A 16,894-nucleotide genomic window follows, 5' to 3' on the forward strand; every position below is an offset into this window, starting at 1 on the left:
GAATGGCCGAAAACAAGGAGGCCAAGATGGACTTGCGACTGAGACCTTACAAGGGAAAACGCCCACAACTGGGCAAACGGGTGTATGTAGACCCCTGCGCAACACTGGTGGGCGATATCGAGTTGGCCGATGATGCCAGCATCTGGCCCATGGTGGCGGCGCGGGGGGATGTGAACCATATCCGCATCGGCGCCCGCAGCAATATTCAGGACGGCACTGTGCTGCACCTGACTCGCAAGAGCGCCAGCAACCCAACCGGCTATCCGCTGCTGATCGGTGAAGATGTCACTGTGGGTCACAAGGCGATGCTTCACGGCTGCACCATCGGCAACCGGGTGCTGGTCGGCATGGGTGCCATTCTGCTTGATGGCGTCGTGGTTGAAGATGATGTGATGATCGGCGCAGGTTCACTGGTGCCACCGGGCAAGCGACTCGAGTCGGGCTTTCTATATATAGGGAATCCCGTTAAACAGGCTCGCCCGCTCAAACCGGCCGAGCTCGCCTTCCTCAAAACCTCGGCGGACAACTATGTCCTGCTCAAGGATGAGTATCTGCAAGAGACGTTATAGGAACGGCAGAGATGAAGAAGCCCGGCATGATGCCGGGCTTCGCTTCTTATATAGCTATATAGCCGTGCAGAACGGCTGACCGGAAATCAGTGGGCCTGATCCCAGTTGTCACCTGTGCCCGCTTCAACCAGCAGCGGCACATGCAGTTCGGCTGCGGCCGACATCTTCTCCTTGATGATGGCGGTGTACTCCTCCAGCTTCTCTTCGCGGATCTCGAACACCAGTTCATCGTGTACCTGCATCAGCATGCGGATCGACTCATCCTCGATACCGCGGATCCAGCTATCCACGTTGATCATGGCGCGCTTGATGATATCGGCGGCCGTGCCCTGCATCGGGGCGTTGATGGCGGCCCGTTCGGCAGCCTTGCGCAGACCGGCGTTGCGGGACTTGATATCCGGCAGATAGAGGCGACGACCAAACAGGGTCTCGACATACCCCTGGGCTTCCGCCTGCTGACGGGTGCGCTCCATATACTCCAGCACGCCCGGGTAGCGCTCGAAGTAGAGATCCATGTACTTCTGCGCTTCGGCACGACCGATCCCCAGCTGCTTGGCCAGACCGAAGGCACTCATGCCGTAGATGAGGCCGAAGTTGATCGCCTTGGCACTGCGGCGCATGTCGCTGGTCACCGCCTCGAGCGCCACCCCGAACACCTCGGCGGCGGTCGCCTTGTGGATGTCCTTGCCTTCGGCGAAAGCGGTCAGCAGACCCTTGTCGCCGGAGAGGTGCGCCATGATGCGCAGCTCGATCTGGGAGTAGTCCGCCGCCACCAGCTTGTAACCGGCGCACGGGATGAAGGCCTGCCGGATGCGGCGCCCCTGTTCGTTGCGTACCGGGATGTTCTGCAAGTTGGGATCGGTGGAGGAGAGCCGGCCGGTCGCCGCCACCGCCTGATGATAGGAGGTGTGCACCCGCCCGGTCTGCGGCTTGATCATCAGCGGCAGCTTGTCGGTGTAGGTGGACTTGAGCTTGGCCAGCCCACGGTGCTCCATCAAAAGGCGCGGCAACTCATAGCTCTCCGCCAGCTCGGCCAGTACCTCTTCCGCAGTGGATGGGGCACCCTTGGGGGTCTTTTTGATGATCGGCAGCCCCAGCTTGGTGAAGAGGATCTCCCCCAGCTGCTTGGGCGAGGAGAGATTGAACTCCTGCCCTGCCAGCTCGTGAGCCTGCTTCTCCAGCTCTGCCAGACGCACTTCGATCTCCTGGCTCTGCTGATGCAGCAGCTTGGGTTCGATGGTGGTACCGAGCCGCTCCATCCGCGCCAGCACCGGCAGCAGCGGCAGTTCGATCTCGCTGAACACCTTGGCGAGACCCGGCACGGCCTCCAGCTGACCCCAGAGGGTCTGGTGCAGACGCAGGGTGATATCGGCATCTTCCGCCGCATAGGGGGCCGCCTGCTCCAACTCGATCTGGTTGAAGGTGAGCTGTTTCACTCCTTTGCCGGCGATATCTTCAAAGGAGGTGGTCTCAACCCCGAGGTAACGCTTGGCCAGCGAATCCATATCGTGGCGGCTGGCGGTGGAGTTGAGCACGTAGGACTCGAGCATGGTGTCGTAGGCAATGCCCTGCAGGTCGATGTCATGGTTAAGCAGCACGTTGCGATCGTACTTGAGGTTCTGCCCCACCTTGAGACGGGTCGGATCTTCCAGCAGCGGTTTGAGCTTGCCCAACACCACGGCCTCGCTCAGCTGTACCGGTGCCCCAAGATAGTCGTGGCCAAACGGCACATAAGCAGCCTTGCCCGGCTCAACCGCGAAGGAGACGCCAACAATCCGTGCCTCCATATAGTCGAGACTGGTGGTTTCGGTATCGAAGGCAAACAGCGGTGCCGCTTTCAACTGTTCCAGCCAGCCGTCAAACTCGGCTTCGTCCAGAATGCAGCGGTAGTCGGTTTCGATGGCGGCAACCGGAGCAGCGCTCTCATCGCCAGCTTCGTCCTGTCCGGCGCTCTCGCTCCCCTCTTCACCACCGGATTCCAGCTCCTTGATCAGGTTGCGCAGCTCGTATTCGCGATAGACCGCCAGCAGGGACTCCTTGTCGACCGGCTTGAGCAACAGCTCTTCCAGACTCTGTTCCAGCTCGACATCGGTCTTGATAGTCGCCAGTCGATAGGAGAGACGAACCTGCTCCTCCTGCTCGCGGAACTTGTCGGCAAAGGCCTTGGAGCCACGAAAGCCGAGCGCGGCCACCTTGTCCAGATTGGCGGCAATCTCGTCGATACTGCCAATCCCCTGCAGCAGGGCCAGTGCGGTCTTCTCGCCGACACCGGTCATGCCGGGAATGTTGTCGACCTTGTCACCCATCAGGGCCAGATAGTCGATGATGAGCTCGGGCGGTACGCCAAACTTCTCGATCACCCCTTCCCGATCGGTCTTCACATCTTTCATGGTGTCGATCAGGGTGACATGGTCGGAGACCAGCTGTGCCATATCCTTGTCACCGGTGCTGATCAGCACCGGCAGCTGCTTCTCGGTCGCCTGGCGGGCCAGGGTGCCGATCACGTCGTCGGCCTCCACCCCCTCCACCATCAGGAAGGGGAAACCCATCGCCTTGATCATCTGGTGGATAGGGGCAACCTGGCTGCGCAGATCGTCCGGCATGCTGGCGCGGGTCGCCTTGTACTCGGGATAGATGTCGTCGCGGAAGGTCTTGCCCTTGGCATCAAACACCACGGCCACATGACAGTCAGGATATTGCTTGCGCAGGCTGCGCATCATGTTGGCCATGACACGGACGGCGCCGCTCGGCAAACCGGTCGATGTGCGCAGATCAGCCTGCTGGGAGGCGAAGAAGGCGCGGTAAAGATACGAGGAGCCGTCGACCAGAATAAGGGGGTTGCTAGGGGCCATGAAATCGTCCTGCCAGAGATAAACAGCCGCTAGGATGCCACAGGGCCCCCCTCACACCAAGGGGCGCAGCAACAGCACACAGCGCCTGATAAAGGGACTCAATCTGTGGATAACTCTGTGTTCAAAAATGGGGCGCATCAGAGTGCACAGTGATAAAACTGTGCATAAGAATATAAAAAGCCATTAAAAACAATTAATTGAGATCGTAAAAACAGATCGCAAGACAGTTAGAATGATCTCGATCAATGTGGAAAAAGATTTAAGGGAGTAGGTACGGCAGGATCCAAAACGAAACAATCCTAGCACAGCAAGATGACTTGACCAGCGGAGGGCGAGCGATAACCATACAAAAGTACAACAATCCATCCTGGCTCACATTTTCAACAACGAGGAGTTTGCCATGAAAAAAGTGGCCGTGATTTTGAGTGGCTGCGGTGCCTTTGACGGGGCCGAAATCCACGAGGCCGTAATCAGCCTGCTGGCGTTGGCCCGTCAGGGAGCCGCCGTCCAGTGCTTCGCCCCGAACGTGGCGCAGCTCCATGTCATCAACCACCTGACCGGTGAAGTGAGCGAGGGAGAGAGCCGCAATGTGCTGGTCGAAGCGGCCCGCATCTGCCGTGGCCAGATCAAGGATGTGGCCGAGCTGGATGCGGTAGATTATGACGCCCTGCTGGTGCCCGGTGGCTTTGGCGCTGCCAAAAACCTGTGCGACTTCGCAATCAGGGGCGCCGAATGCCAGATCCAGCCCGATGTGCTGAAAGCGTGCCAGAGCTTTGCCAAAGCCAATAAACCGGCCGCCTATATCTGCATCGCGCCCGCCATGATCCCGCTGATATATGGTGCTGGAACGCTGGCGACCATCGGCCATGACGAGGGTACCGCCAACGCCATCGAGGAGATGGGTGGCAGCCATCTCAACTGCCCGGTCAACGAGTTTGTGGTGGATCAGGAGCGCAAGGTGATCTCCACCCCCGCCTACATGCTGGCCAACAACATAGTCGAAGCCGCGGACGGCATCGAGAAGACAGTCAAACAACTGCTGGCGCTGTAATTCCCATCCCGCCAAAACAAAAATAGACGGGCCGCTCATAGAGCGGCCCGTTTTCAATTCTGCCTGAAGGCGATGAATTAGATGGTTTCGCCCATCTGATCCATTTTACCCAGCAGGGCACGCAGACGCTCCTGCCATGCAGCGTGCTCGTTACGCAGCTGATGGTTCTCGTCTTGCAGCTTGCTGTTCTGTTCTTTCAGCTCGTCCAGCTCCATCTTCAGCAGGGAGATGTTGTCGACAGCGGATTGTACTTTGGATTCGAGTTGCTCAAGGACTTCTAGTGACATATGCATACCTGTTTGTTCAATTGCGATGCCCCACAGAGGGCGATTCAAGCGCGTGGAGCCAGCATACCCCGAGCGCATCGGCACAAACAAGCCAGTGCGCTGTAAAATGCGCCTTCCATAGATGTATTGTCTAAATATGCGTCTATTTTTCTCGCATCCTGCGCCCGAGCCGCGACAACACTCTAAACCGTACCTAAAAAGCGCCGCTACCAACGCATCATTGATGCCATCCTGATGGCACGGTCGCTATCCATGCAAGGCGATATAAGCCCCCAGCAACAGACAGGCGACCACATACATCAGCAGGCCGTAAAGCAGGTTCCAGCGCAGGATCAGCCCGGCACTGAGGTTGTAACGGGAGGCCAGCGCCAGATTGGATCCGGAGAGTGGACTGGTGCCGGTGGCAAGCCCCCATCCCAGCAGGAAACACATACCGAGCAGGCTGGGATCCGGCGCCAGCGGCCAGAGCAGTGGCGCCAGCCCGGAGATACTGATGAGCGGATGCACCCCGACGATGGCCACCAGCAGGATCAGCAGCAGAGTGAGGGATGCCTCCAGCCAGCCAAAGTGGTTGAACAGCGGCAGGCCGTGACCGGCACCGAAATCGATGACCGACAGCGCACTGTTGATGCCTGCCGCCAGCAAACCGGCCCCCAGAAACAGCACCAGCTGACCACCGATGGCGGGGAAGCGCTCCACCACCTGCCGCTTGAGGGCCGCCTTGCGCCCGGCCCTCGGCATAAAGAGCAACGCCAGCAGCGGGGCCACCAGTGCGATCACCGCCAGAATGCCGAGCTGGGGCCAGCTCTGCTTGATGAGCAGCACCAGCAGCGCCAGCGTGACCGGCAACCCCAGGGTCTGCAACCGCAGCGGATAACCGGCAAAGTCATCGACCCCGATCCGCTCCACCTGCCAGGCAGTCAGCCCCATCGCCAGTAAGGCGGCGAGGATCCCGAACGGCAGAATATGGGAGAGCTGCAAGCCCGGCGCATAGGTAAGCGCCACCGCCATGGCGACAAAGAAGGGTGACCAGAAGGCGGCGGCACAGAAGATCCGGCTCAGCACCATCACCTGACGCCGCTCCAGGGTGCCATTACGCTCCAGTCGATCGCCGATGATAAACAACACCGAGAGGTTGATGACCGCCCCCAGCAGATTGAGGCTGGCCATGGTGCTCCACAGACCTTTACGCCCGGTCCAGGAGGTGGTGCCGGTCAAGAGACCCGAGGTGGCGAGATTGAGGGTGCTCACCGCGGCAAACATGGTGAGCATATTGATGTTGGGCAGCAGCCAGTCACCGGCAGTGAGGGTCGCTCCCTGCCACCAGGAGAAGATGAGCAGCAACAGCGCCGCACCATACAAGGCCAGCGCCTGCCGCTTGGCGGCCCCCACCAGCCAAGGCCAGGTGAGCAGTGATGCCCCCCAGGCCGCCATGGCCGCTGGCCAGGGGGAGAGTCCCAGATAGAGATGCAGCAAGTTGAGCAGCCACATCCCCAAAATCAGATAACCCGACCAACGTTTGGCCATCGACTACTCCGGCCGGGAGATCAGAGACACTGATCCATATCCAGTGAAGGCTTGTCGCACTCCGGACGGCCGACGATCTTGGCGGGTACGCCAGCGACCGTGGTATGAGGCGGCACCGGGTTGATCACCACGCTGCCCGCGCCAATTTTGGCGCCCACGCCCACTTCGATATTGCCGAGCACTTTGGCGCCCGCCCCTATCATCACCCCTTCGCGGATCTTGGGGTGGCGATCGCCGCTCTCCTTGCCGGTACCACCGAGGGTCACGCTCTGCAGGATGGAGACATCATCCTCAATCACCGCCGTCTCGCCCACCACTATGCCGGTGGCGTGGTCGAACATGATCCCCTTGCCGATGCGGGCGGCCGGGTGCACATCCACCCCGAACACCACCGAGATCTGGTTCTGCAGATAAAGAGCCAGCGAGCGGCGCCCCTGACGCCACAGCCAGTTGGCGACCCGATACCCCTGCAGGGCATGGAACCCCTTGAGGTAGAGCAGCGGGGTGGAGAAGAGGTCGACCGCAGGATCGCGCTCCTGCACGGCGCAGATGTCGGCCGCCACTACCGTCAGCAGCTCGGGCTCGCTGCGCAGGGCCAGCTCGATCACCTCGCGCAGGGCGATGGCGGGCATGGTGGCGCTGTCGAGTTTGTTGGCCAGCTGGAAGCTCAGCGCCGAACGCAGATTCTTGTGATTGAGAATGGTGGAGTGGAAGAAGCTGGCCAGCATCGGCTCCTGGGCCGCCATGCACTCCGCTTCTTGCTGAATTTTGTGCCAGGTTTTGGCAACCAGTTCATCCATGTTGCAGCCTACTGTTGTTCTGGGTGAGGGCTCTGTTGTTCTTTTGTCAGCACCGAGATGGGGTCCATGTGGATGATGACATCCATCCGCTCGAATGCCTGGCGAACCGCCAGCTCGGCTTCATCGGCGATCTGATGGGCCTTGACCAGGGGGATCTGATCATCCAGTTCCAGATGCAACTGTACGAATCGGGTCGGCCCGGATTGACGGGTGCGCAGGTCATGTACGCCGTGTACCCCTTCGACGGCGCAGCAGAGGGCCATTATTCTCGCTTGTTCTTCCGCTGGCAACTGACGATCGAGCAGGGCCTGCACCGACTCGTAGCCGATATGTCCCGCCCCCCACAACAGGAACAACCCGATCAGGATGGCAAACAGGCCGTCAGCCCAGTACCACCCCTGCCCCGCCAGCACCAACGCCAGCAAGACACCGGCGTTGAGCAGCAGATCGGAGCGGTAGTGCAACATGTCCGCCTTGATGGCCACGCTGTTGGTCTTGCGAATAACGAAACTCTGGAAACTGACCAGCAGCAGGGTCAGCACAATGGAACCGCCACTAACCCAGAGACCCGCCTCTAACCGTTCAATAGGTGCCTGTTTGAGCAGGGAGGAGATGCCGTGCATCACCAGCAGCAATGCGGAACCGGAGATAAAGGCCGACTGGATCAGCCCCGCCAGAGACTCCGCCTTGCCGTGACCGAAGCGGTGTTCATCATCGGCGGGGGCCAGCGCATAGCGAATGGCCAGCAGGTTGATGATGGAGGCACTCACATCCATAAAAGAGTCGGTGAGCGACGCCAGCAGGGTCGACGAGTCGGTCATCAGCCAGGCGATCAGTTTGCCGATGATGAGCAGGGTGGCAGTCGTGACGGCCGCCATGCTGGCAAAGGTAACCCAACGGGAATATTGTTGATGGCTCAAAACCGGCTTTCCTCTGGCGATGAAAAACTTATTATACCCTGACCCCGGCGTCAGTTTGGCGCGAAAATCTGCGGAATAACACCCGATGAACAGAATACTCCTGGTCGACGACGATCTTGAATTGACCCAGCTGCTCACCGAAATTCTGACCCTGGAGGGATTTCAGGTCACGGTCGCCGAGGATGGTGAAGAGGGGCTGCAACGGCTGGCGGAGCAGAGCTTCGATCTGGTGTTGCTGGATGTGATGATGCCCAAGCTCAACGGCTTTGCCATGCTGACCAAGCTGCGCAAGACCCATGAAACCCCGGTGCTGATGTTGACCGCTCGTGGCGACAGCCAGGATCGGGTTAACGGTCTGGAAGCGGGTGCCGACGACTATCTGGCCAAGCCGTTCGACGATCGGGAGCTGCTGGCCCGGGTTCGCGCCATCCTGCGTCGTACCCAGAGTGCCCCGCCCCAGCGTGGCAGCTCCTCCGACGAAGTGCACTTCATGGATATCGTGCTGCAACCCGGCCTGCAGCAGGCCCGCTGCGGCGTACAACTGCTGGAGCTGACCGCCACCGAATTCGGGCTGCTGGAGTGCCTGCTGCGCAATCCCGGCCAGATTGTCAGCAAGAGCCACCTCTCCGAACAGGTGCTTGGCAAGAAGCTGGAGCCCTTCGATCGGGCCATCGACATGCACCTGAGCAACCTGCGCAAGAAGCTGCCGGACCGCAGTGATGGCCAGCCCCGCTTCAAAACCGTACGGGGGCGCGGTTACCTGTGGCTAGAGCAAGAATAAAGAGTACCAGCTCCCTCAACGGCATATCGACCCACATCTTCCTCTGGTTCTGGTTCATGCTGCTGGTGATGCTGGCCGCCGTGATCAGCCTGCCCACTCTGGATCCTCGCAACCAGATCCCGCTGCCGACCCATGAGGCGGTGCGAATGCAGAAAAATGTGCAGGCCCTGCTCAACGCTGCCGATCCGAATCAGGATTTCGATCTGGCCAAAACGATGGACAAGATCGCCATGCTCCCGGTGGACAATGTCTACCTGCGCGACGAGAGGGGGCAGATCCAGTCCACCACCCATCCGCGCAAGTTTGTGGTTCGCTTTATGGTGGACGCCGATGACCCGGCCAAACCCATGCTGGGCAACGAGGATCGCAAGGCGATCGCTGGTCCCTTCCTGATGGAGCACCGCGGCCATCGCTATCACGTCTATTTCGGCCTCAATGCCGAGAACCCCTACCTGTTCCTGTTCATACAGGTGCTGGATCACCCGATCCGCATTCTGGGCATCTCGATGCTGGTCAGCACCCCACTCTGCCTGCTGCTCGCCTGGCGGCTGACCCGCCCCATCCTGCAGTTGCAGAAATCGGTCTCCCAACTGGCGGCTGGCAATCTGGAGGTACAGATCCCCAACCTGGGACGGGGCGACGAGATCGGCCAGCTGGCGGATAACGTCAGCCGCATGGTGGAGACACTCAAGAGCATGATCCAGAAGCAGAAACAGCTGCTTTCCGATATCTCCCACGAGCTGCGCAGCCCCCTCACCCGGATGCAACTGGCGCAGGCGCTGATCCGCCGCAAGCAGGGTGACAGCGCCGAGCTGGCGCGGATCGAATCGGAGATCGGGCGGCTGGACAAGCTGATCGGCGATCTGCTGGATCTGTCGCGAGTGCAGCAGCATGTGGAGGCGCCGGTGGTACATCCGCTGGCCGACCTGCTGGAACCCATCCTCGAAGATGCCATGTTCGAAGCGAATCAGAGCGGCAAACAGCTCAGACTGCCGCCGCTGCCCGCAGAGTCGATCCAGATGTGGCCCGAGCTGCTGGCCCGGGCGGTGGAGAACCCCCTGCGCAACGCCCTCAAATATGCCCGCGAGTTCATCAAGGTGGACTGGTATCGGGAGGGACTGGAGTGGGTGATGACCATTCGGGATGACGGCCCCGGGGTGCCAGACGAGCAGCAGGCGCTGCTGTTCCAGCCCTTCTTCCGGGTCGATGACGCCCGCAACGCCAAGACTGGCGGCACCGGGCTGGGGCTGGCCATCGCCTCGGAGGCGATCCAGCGCCACGGCGGCACCATTGCGGCCAGCAACAATCACCCCACCGGGCTGACCATCACCATCCGCTTGCCCATCGCCTGATCCTTTTCATCCGGACGGGCGCTGGGTATGCTGGCGCCCCTTCTTGGCTTTACACCTCTTTGCAGGAGCTCGTCATGCTCGATATCGTCCTCTACCAGCCGGAAATTCCGCCCAACACCGGCAATATCATCCGGCTTTGCGCCAATACCGGTTACCGGCTCCATCTGATCGAGCCGCTGGGATTTGAGTGGGATGACAAGCGGGTAAAACGGGCGGGACTCGACTATCACGAGTTTGCCGAGGTGAAGCGCTGGCCGAGCTATGAGGCCTTTCTGGCCGCCGTGGCGCCCAAGCGGGTGTTCGCCTGCACCACCAAGGGCCGCACCGCACACTCGGCGGCCCAGTATGCCCTTGGCGACGCCCTGCTGTTTGGCCCGGAGAGTCGCGGCCTGCCCACCGAGATCATCGAGAGTCTGCCGTTCGAGCAGCGGCTGCGCATCCCTATGGTGCCCCAGAGCCGCAGCATGAACCTCTCCAACGCGGTGTCTGTCTTTGTCTACGAGAGCTGGCGCCAGCTCGGCTACGACGGTGCCATGTAAGCGCCACCGATGATCAGTGGCGGGCGTCGAGCAGATGCCCGCTGCGCTCCAGCCGCCAGCAAGTGACCCCCAGCGACAGACCGCGCCCCACCATCAGCGCCGCCATCGCCGCCCATAACGCGGCCACGCCCCACGACTGACAGAGCCACCAGATCGGGAAGAAGCCGCCAAACGCGGCCAGCAACATGCTGTTGCGCATCTCCCGCGCCCGGGTCGCCCCGATAAATACGCCATCCAGCAGGAAGCACCAGACCGCTAGCAAGGGCATGGCGATCAGCCAGGGAAGCTGACGATTTGCCTCCGCCACCACGGCCGGAATGTCGGTGATATAGCCGATAAGGTGGGCACCAAAGAGGGCAAACAGCAGGGTAAAACCACTGGCAATGAGGGAGGCCCAGCCCAGATTGAGCACGATGGCCTCCCGTAGTTTCTGCCGATCCTGCTGACCGATGGCTCGTCCTACCATGGCCTCCACCGCATAGGCAAAACCATCGAGTCCGTAGGAGATGAGCATCAGGAAGTTGAGCAGCACCGCATTGGCGGCCACCGCCACGTCCCCCAATCGTGCCCCTTGCAAGGTCATAAAGGCAAAGCAGAGCTGCAAACAGAGGGAGCGCAGGAAGATATCGCGGTTGAGGCCGAGCAACCGCACCATGGGCGCAAGCTGCCGCCAGCGCTGCCAGCCATCCTGCCACACCGTCGGCGCCAGTTGCCGCAGCTGACGGCGTACCAGCCAGATACCGACTGCCAGCGCGCAGTAGTCCGCCATGACCGAGGCCGCTGCCACGCCGCGCACCTGCCAGCCGAGCCCGAGCACAAACAGGGCATCGAGCGCCATATTGACCAGATTGGTGAGGATCAACATCACCATGGGGCTGCGGGCATCCTGCATCCCCAACAGCCAACCCATGATCACCAGATTGCAGAGCGCCGCCGGGGCGCTCCAGATCCGCACCGCCACATATTGGCCCGCATAGAGCTGCACCTCGGGCGAGCCGCCACTCAGGGCGATCAGCCGTGGCAACAGGGGGAAGAGCAACAACAGCAGCGCCAGGCCAAGAGTAATGGCCAGCCCCAGCGCCCGCAGCAGAGTATCGAGCTGGGCACGACCGTCGGCGGCGCCGTGCGCCTGCGCCGTCAGGCCGGTGGTCGACATCCGCAAAAAGCCGAGCAGCCAGAAGATGAGGTTGATCAGGGTCGCACCGACCGAGACGCCCCCCAGAAACCAGGCCTGACCGAGATGACCGATCACCCAGGTGTCCACCAGCCCCAGCAAGGGGGTGGTGATATTGGAGAAAACCATCGGCAGGGCGAGCGCAAAGACGGCGCGGTGGCGAGAGGGATCTCGCCACCAGGGGGCAACAGCTGGGGTCACGCTCAGTGGCCTGCCAACTTCAGGATGCGGGCGAAATCAGAGAGCATGGTGGCCATCTGCACCCTGGGCACCTGACCCGGCGCCACCTGCGGGCGGAATACCGCCTGCAGCTTGCCCTTGGGATTGATGAGCACGATGGAGGCGGAGTGATCGATCAGATAATCCTTCTCCCCCTGATTGGCGATGGAGTAGATCAGCCCCAGATTGCGCACAAACGGGAACAGCTTGTCGTGGGGGGCGGTAGCCGCCTTGAATTCGGGATTGAAGAAGGCGGTATAGGTCTTGAGGCGTGGAATATCGTCACGCTGGGGATCCGCCGAGATAAACACCACCTGACTGTCGGGCGCCATCTTCTTCAGCTGGTCATAGACGGAGCGCATATCTGCCAGCGTGGTGGGGCAGATATCGGGGCAGAAGGTGTAGCCGACGAACAGGAAGGTCCAGTGCCCCTTCAGGTTGGCAGGAGTGAACGGCTGGTTGTCCGCATCGGTAAAGGCAAAATCATTGATGTCCCGCCCCGCCGGATAATAATCGGCCTGTTCCGGCTGCTCTGGCTGCGTGGCGTAAAACACCAGGATCAGACAGGCTGTCAGCAGCAGAAAGAGCAGGGGATAGCGGAGCTTCATCATAACAAGAGACCCTTTCAGTTCGAGGCAGATGGCCAGCAGTGACCGGACAAGAGGGAGGCATTGTACCCCAGCGAGCCGCCAAGGTGGTTCAACCTTGTGCAACGCCCTGTCAGGAGTCGACCATTTGGCATAATTAATCGCCAGTTGCGGCCATAAAAAAACCGGCCCCCTTGGGTGCCGGTTATGGATGGATTTGTTTGTCTCTTCTGCTCAGGGGCGAGCGTTACGCCCCTGCTGCAACATCTTGCCGATGGCCCGCACGCCGATGGGAATCACGGGGGCCAGCCAGCCCTCTTCCCCCTGGCGATCGCCGTGACCCCGTTTGAACAGCAGCACCAGACGCACCACCTTCTCTTTCGGACATCCCAGCCAGAGCGTCCAGTGCGAACCACGATGGTGCAGCCAGAGACCGTAAAACCAGGTCATCCGGCTACCTTTGACAAAACGGGTGATTGACGATTCCGCTGGCGCAGCCCCAGCCTCTGAATCCCATGGCGATCTTGATGCCATACCAGTCCTCCTTGACCGACAGGTCATGTTGCTTCGTCGGCCTGAACTGGGAACAGGCCCGTCACGACTATCTGCAACCATTACGAGTGGTCCCCTTTGCCTGACAAGGCTCGGGATCTCCCCACTCCCCCTTCATATCCCGTGAAGGTGTACTGCCCGATTCTCGTTGTTACCGGCCCTCCCGTCACGGCGCATTGCGATGGTCAGAGGGAGGCGCCAAGCCCTGTCTCGGCGACAGGGCACTGATCTGAGCATATATCTGAAATGGATGATTGGTAGCCGGTCGCGCAGGACAAAAATGCCGCCACCGATGATCTGTTTGATATGACAGGGAAAGTGCGCCAGAAACAGCACGGCCTCTCGAAGGAGGCCGTGTGGCAAACGCAGTTGGCGGAGATGATTACATCCAGTCGGCGTTGCGGATCACCCCGACCGCCAGCCCTTCGATGGTGAGCTGCTGGCAGGAGAGATCCACCTCGATGGGGGAGAGCTCTTCATTCTCTGGCAGCAGCCATACCTGACTGCCCTTGCGCTGGAAGCGCTTGACGGTGACATCCTCATCGAGACGGGCGACCACCACCTGACCGTTGCGCACCTCCTGGGTCTTGTGCACAGCCAGCAGATCGCCATCCAGAATGCCGATGTTCTTCATGCTCATCCCCTGCACCCGTAGCAGAAAATCTGCGCGCGGGTGGAACAGGGCGGGATCAACCTGATAGTGGCTCTCGATATGCTCCTGAGCCAGGATGGGTTCACCGGCAGCGACCTTGCCGATGAGCGGCAGGCCGCTCTCTTCCAGCACCTCTTCCTCTTCGAGCAACAGGCGAATGCCGCGGGACGTGCCCGGCATGATCTCGATGACCCCTTTTTTGGCCAGGGCCTTCAGATGTTCTTCGGCCGCATTGGCCGACTTGAAACCAAGCTTCTGGGCAATCTCGGCACGAGTCGGCGGCATACCGGTCTCGCTCATGTTCACCTTGATCAGCTCCAGCACTTCGGCCTGGCGGGGGGTAAGGGGTTTCATAGAATTGGCACCTGTCTTTTTATACAGCACACTGGCAGTATATACAGTGCAGTGGCCAAGGCAAGGCGCAGCTGACATTTGTCGCAACCAACCCCTCATTTACTGCTGTTTTGATCCTGCGCAGCCGACTCATCGTACCTCTCGGCGACAAGGGGCTGTCGATTTGCTATGCTCACGCCGCATTTTTTTGGAGAGCAGACGCACATGTCCCTAGGACAGAAGATTTCCAGAGCCATCTTGCAATGGCCGGTCAGCGGCTTGGTCAATCACAAGAGCCTGCCGGAAAATCCCATCACAGAACTCAATCTGGATCCGGCCAGACCCATCGTCTATGCCCTGAAAACCAGTTCGATCACCGACCTGATGACCCTGCAGCAGTGCTGCGAGGATCTCGGTCTGCCCGGTCCCTTCACGCCGCTGGAACTGAACGGCCAGCTGCTGCCGCGCTATGTCTGTCTGGATCGTCCGCCTCCCCTGTTTGGCAAACGCAGCAAACCGCTCCCCTTCCTGCAGGAGTTCCACCAGCTGCTGGATCTGCACAAGCAGGATCCCGAGCTGGATATCCAGGTAGTGCCCGTCACCCTGTTCTGGGGCCGCGCTCCGGGTCGGGAAGGGGAAGAAGCCTCCGGCCTCAACATCATCAGCAGCCTGGCGCCGAACCGGCTGAAGAAGGCACTTATCGTGATCCTCAAGGGTCGCGAGAATCTGGTGCGCTTCTCGCCGCCCCTCTCCCTACGCTATATGGCGGACAAGCACGGCACCGACGAGGCCATCGCCCACAAGCTGGCGCGAGTGGCCCGTACCCACTTCAGCCGTCAGCAGCTGGCTGCCACCGGCCCGAAACTGCCGAACCGCAACCTGCTGTTCAAGCAGCTGCTCGACTCCGCGGTGATCCAGCAGGCGATTGAAGAGGAGGCCCAGCGCGAGGGGATCAGCCTCGAGAAGGCGCAAAAGCGCGCCCATGGCTACATGGACGAGATCGCCTCCAACTTCTCCTACCGTCTAATCCGCCTGGGCGAGAGCTTCCTCGGCTGGCTGTGGAACAAGCTCTACCGCGGTTTGTCGGTCAATGGCGCCGAGAAGGTACGCCAGTTGGCGCAGGAAGGGCACGAGATCGTCTACGTTCCCTGCCACCGCAGCCACATGGACTACCTGCTGCTCTCCTACGTCATCTACCACCAGGGGATGGTGCCACCCCATATCGCGGCAGGCATCAACCTCAACTTCTGGCCGGCGGGCCCCATCTTCCGCCACGGCGGCGCCTTCTTCATTCGCCGCACCTTCAAGGGCAACCCGCTCTACAGCACGGTATTCCGGGAATACCTCAACCTGCTGTTTGCCAAGGGTTACTCGGTAGAGTTCTTCACCGAAGGTGGTCGCTCCCGTACCGGCCGTCTGCTACCGCCCAAGACCGGCATGCTGGCGATGACCCTGCAGGCAATGATGCGCGGGCTGGACAGGCCGGTCACTCTGGTGCCGGTCTATCTGGGCTACGAGCACGTGATGGAGGTGAACACCTACCACAACGAGCTCAAAGGGAGCCGCAAGGAGAAAGAGAGCTTCCTGCAGGTGCTCGGCATCCTGCGCAAGCTGCGCAACTACGGCCGTGGTTTCGTCAACTTCGGCGAGCCGCTGACTCTCAACAGCTACCTGAGCGAACATATCCCCGACTGGAAAAAGCACATCGGGGAAGAGGAGCGTCCGGAGTGGATGGCGGGCACCGTCAACAATCTGGCCGAACTGCTGATGACCCGCATCAACGGCGCTGCCGCGGTCAACGGCCTGACCCTGAGTGCGCTGGCGCTGCTGGCCGCCGAGCGCCACGCCCTGACCCGCGACGAATTGCAGGCCCAGCTCAACACCTATCTGGATCTGCTCAAGGCGGTGCCCTACAGCCCGCAGAGCACCATGCCGGCCGAAGATGCCGCCACCCTGCTGGATCAGGCGATGGAGCTCAACAAGTTCGAGGTGAGCGAGGACAAGCTGGGGCAGATCATCAGTCTCGACCGCTATCAGGCGATCCTGCTGACCTACTACCGCAACAACATCCTCCACCTGTTCGCCATGCCCTCTCTGGTGGCGGCATTGATCGAACGGTGCGAGGGGATCTCCCGCAGCGAGATCATGGCCCGTTGCATCGACATCTATCCGCTGCTCAAGACCGAGCTGTTCCTGCGTCATGAAGAGGAGGAGCTGCCGGCGCTGGTCGACAGCCTGCTCGACGCGCTGCAGACCCAGCAACTGATCGAGACCCGCGATGACGGCTACTGGGTCAATCCGGCCAACCAGATGCGCCTACTGCTGCTGGCGGAGAGCATTCAGGAGACCCTGCAACGCTACGCCATCGTGCTGACCCGGGTACTGGCCCAGCCTCATATCGAAGCGGAGCAGCTGGAGGCGGACGGCCTGATGATGGCAGAGCGCCTCGGCACCCTGCACGGCATCAACGCCCCCGAGTTCTTCGACCAGAAGCTGTTCAGCACCCTGATCCACACCTTGCGCAAGGAGGGTTACCTCTCCTCCGAGTGCAAGCCGGATCTCGGCCGCTTCCAGGCGCTGGCCGACAACATAGTGCCGCTGCTGAGCAACAAGATCCGCCGTACCATTCAGGCGGGCAACCAGCTCTAATCTGCAAAGCAAACAAAGAAGGCCGCATGATGCGGCCTTCTTTTTTATCG

At 60.7% G+C, this 16,894-nt stretch carries 15 protein-coding genes; 6 read left to right on the forward strand and 9 right to left on the reverse strand.

Features of this window, described 5'->3' with window-relative positions:
- Window positions 1–26: 26 nt before the first annotated feature.
- The gene (locus G5253_RS17660; protein ID WP_201954613.1) at window positions 27–569 is read left to right on the forward strand and encodes a gamma carbonic anhydrase family protein; all 543 of its coding nucleotides are present in this window, start codon (window positions 27–29) and stop codon (window positions 567–569) included.
- Between the two features lie 86 nt (window positions 570–655).
- Here G5253_RS17660 and polA read toward each other — a convergent pair whose 3' ends face one another.
- On the reverse strand, window positions 656–3,421 hold the full coding sequence (gene polA / locus G5253_RS17665; protein ID WP_266135677.1) for a DNA polymerase I: 2,766 nt from the start codon (window positions 3,419–3,421) through the stop codon (window positions 656–658).
- Between the two features lie 400 nt (window positions 3,422–3,821).
- Here polA and elbB point away from each other — a divergent pair, with 400 nt between their 5' ends.
- Window positions 3,822–4,472, forward strand: a complete 651-nt coding sequence (elbB, locus tag G5253_RS17670; RefSeq protein WP_421203875.1) for an isoprenoid biosynthesis glyoxalase ElbB — start codon at window positions 3,822–3,824, stop codon at window positions 4,470–4,472.
- A gap of 77 nt (window positions 4,473–4,549) precedes the next feature.
- On the opposite strand, the gene G5253_RS17675 is transcribed toward elbB, so the two are convergent.
- From G5253_RS17675 to G5253_RS17690, 4 genes are all read right to left on the reverse strand, one after another.
- Window positions 4,550–4,759 carry a cell division protein ZapB gene (locus tag G5253_RS17675; RefSeq protein ID WP_005342050.1) on the reverse strand — a complete coding sequence of 70 codons (210 nt, stop codon included), beginning with the start codon at window positions 4,757–4,759 and terminating at the stop codon, window positions 4,550–4,552.
- A gap of 246 nt (window positions 4,760–5,005) precedes the next feature.
- Entirely contained in the window at window positions 5,006–6,286 is a 1,281-nt protein-coding gene (locus G5253_RS17680; protein ID WP_266135679.1) for a hypothetical protein, read from the reverse strand.
- A gap of 20 nt (window positions 6,287–6,306) precedes the next feature.
- Window positions 6,307–7,086, reverse strand: coding sequence for a serine O-acetyltransferase (gene cysE, locus G5253_RS17685; protein WP_005339552.1), 780 nt, complete (start codon window positions 7,084–7,086; stop codon window positions 6,307–6,309).
- An 8-nt stretch (window positions 7,087–7,094) separates the two neighbouring features.
- Window positions 7,095–8,006, reverse strand: a complete 912-nt coding sequence (locus tag G5253_RS17690) for a cation diffusion facilitator family transporter (protein ID WP_216952360.1) — start codon at window positions 8,004–8,006, stop codon at window positions 7,095–7,097.
- Between the two features lie 85 nt (window positions 8,007–8,091).
- Here G5253_RS17690 and G5253_RS17695 point away from each other — a divergent pair, with 85 nt between their 5' ends.
- The 3 genes from G5253_RS17695 to trmL all read left to right on the forward strand — a co-directional run bounded on the left by G5253_RS17695 (window position 8,092) and on the right by trmL (window position 10,678).
- Window positions 8,092–8,787, forward strand: coding sequence for a response regulator (locus tag G5253_RS17695; RefSeq protein WP_227341731.1), 696 nt, complete (start codon window positions 8,092–8,094; stop codon window positions 8,785–8,787).
- A complete protein-coding gene (locus G5253_RS17700) occupies window positions 8,769–10,139 on the forward strand; it encodes an ATP-binding protein (protein WP_410170594.1) in 1,371 nt (456 codons plus the stop codon). The genes G5253_RS17695 and G5253_RS17700 overlap by 19 nt, the downstream gene beginning before the upstream one ends.
- Before the next feature lie 74 nt (window positions 10,140–10,213).
- Entirely contained in the window at window positions 10,214–10,678 is a 465-nt protein-coding gene (gene trmL, locus G5253_RS17705; protein ID WP_266135680.1) for a tRNA (uridine(34)/cytosine(34)/5-carboxymethylaminomethyluridine(34)-2'-O)-methyltransferase TrmL, read from the forward strand.
- 13 nt (window positions 10,679–10,691) lie between these two features.
- On the opposite strand, the gene dinF is transcribed toward trmL, so the two are convergent.
- The 4 genes from dinF to lexA all read right to left on the reverse strand — a co-directional run bounded on the left by dinF (window position 10,692) and on the right by lexA (window position 14,216).
- Window positions 10,692–12,053: an MATE family efflux transporter DinF gene (gene dinF, locus G5253_RS17710; RefSeq protein WP_266135681.1), complete on the reverse strand. Its 1,362-nt coding sequence runs from the start codon at window positions 12,051–12,053 to the stop codon at window positions 10,692–10,694.
- A 2-nt stretch (window positions 12,054–12,055) separates the two neighbouring features.
- Window positions 12,056–12,682, reverse strand: coding sequence for an SCO family protein (locus G5253_RS17715; protein ID WP_005339543.1), 627 nt, complete (start codon window positions 12,680–12,682; stop codon window positions 12,056–12,058).
- A 210-nt stretch (window positions 12,683–12,892) separates the two neighbouring features.
- Complete coding sequence (locus G5253_RS17720; RefSeq protein WP_019446524.1) at window positions 12,893–13,108, reverse strand: hypothetical protein; 216 nt, start codon at window positions 13,106–13,108, stop codon at window positions 12,893–12,895.
- Between the two features lie 484 nt (window positions 13,109–13,592).
- Window positions 13,593–14,216, reverse strand: coding sequence for a transcriptional repressor LexA (lexA, locus tag G5253_RS17725; RefSeq protein ID WP_005339540.1), 624 nt, complete (start codon window positions 14,214–14,216; stop codon window positions 13,593–13,595).
- 204 nt (window positions 14,217–14,420) lie between these two features.
- Here lexA and plsB point away from each other — a divergent pair, with 204 nt between their 5' ends.
- Window positions 14,421–16,844 (forward strand): glycerol-3-phosphate 1-O-acyltransferase PlsB, encoded by a 2,424-nt coding sequence (gene plsB / locus G5253_RS17730; RefSeq protein ID WP_266135682.1) that lies wholly within the window; start codon window positions 14,421–14,423, stop codon window positions 16,842–16,844.
- The last annotated feature ends 50 nt before the right edge of the window (window positions 16,845–16,894 follow it).

Source organism: Aeromonas sp. 602658, assembly GCF_049173005.1.
Taxonomy (GTDB): domain Bacteria; phylum Pseudomonadota; class Gammaproteobacteria; order Enterobacterales; family Aeromonadaceae; genus Aeromonas; species Aeromonas veronii_A.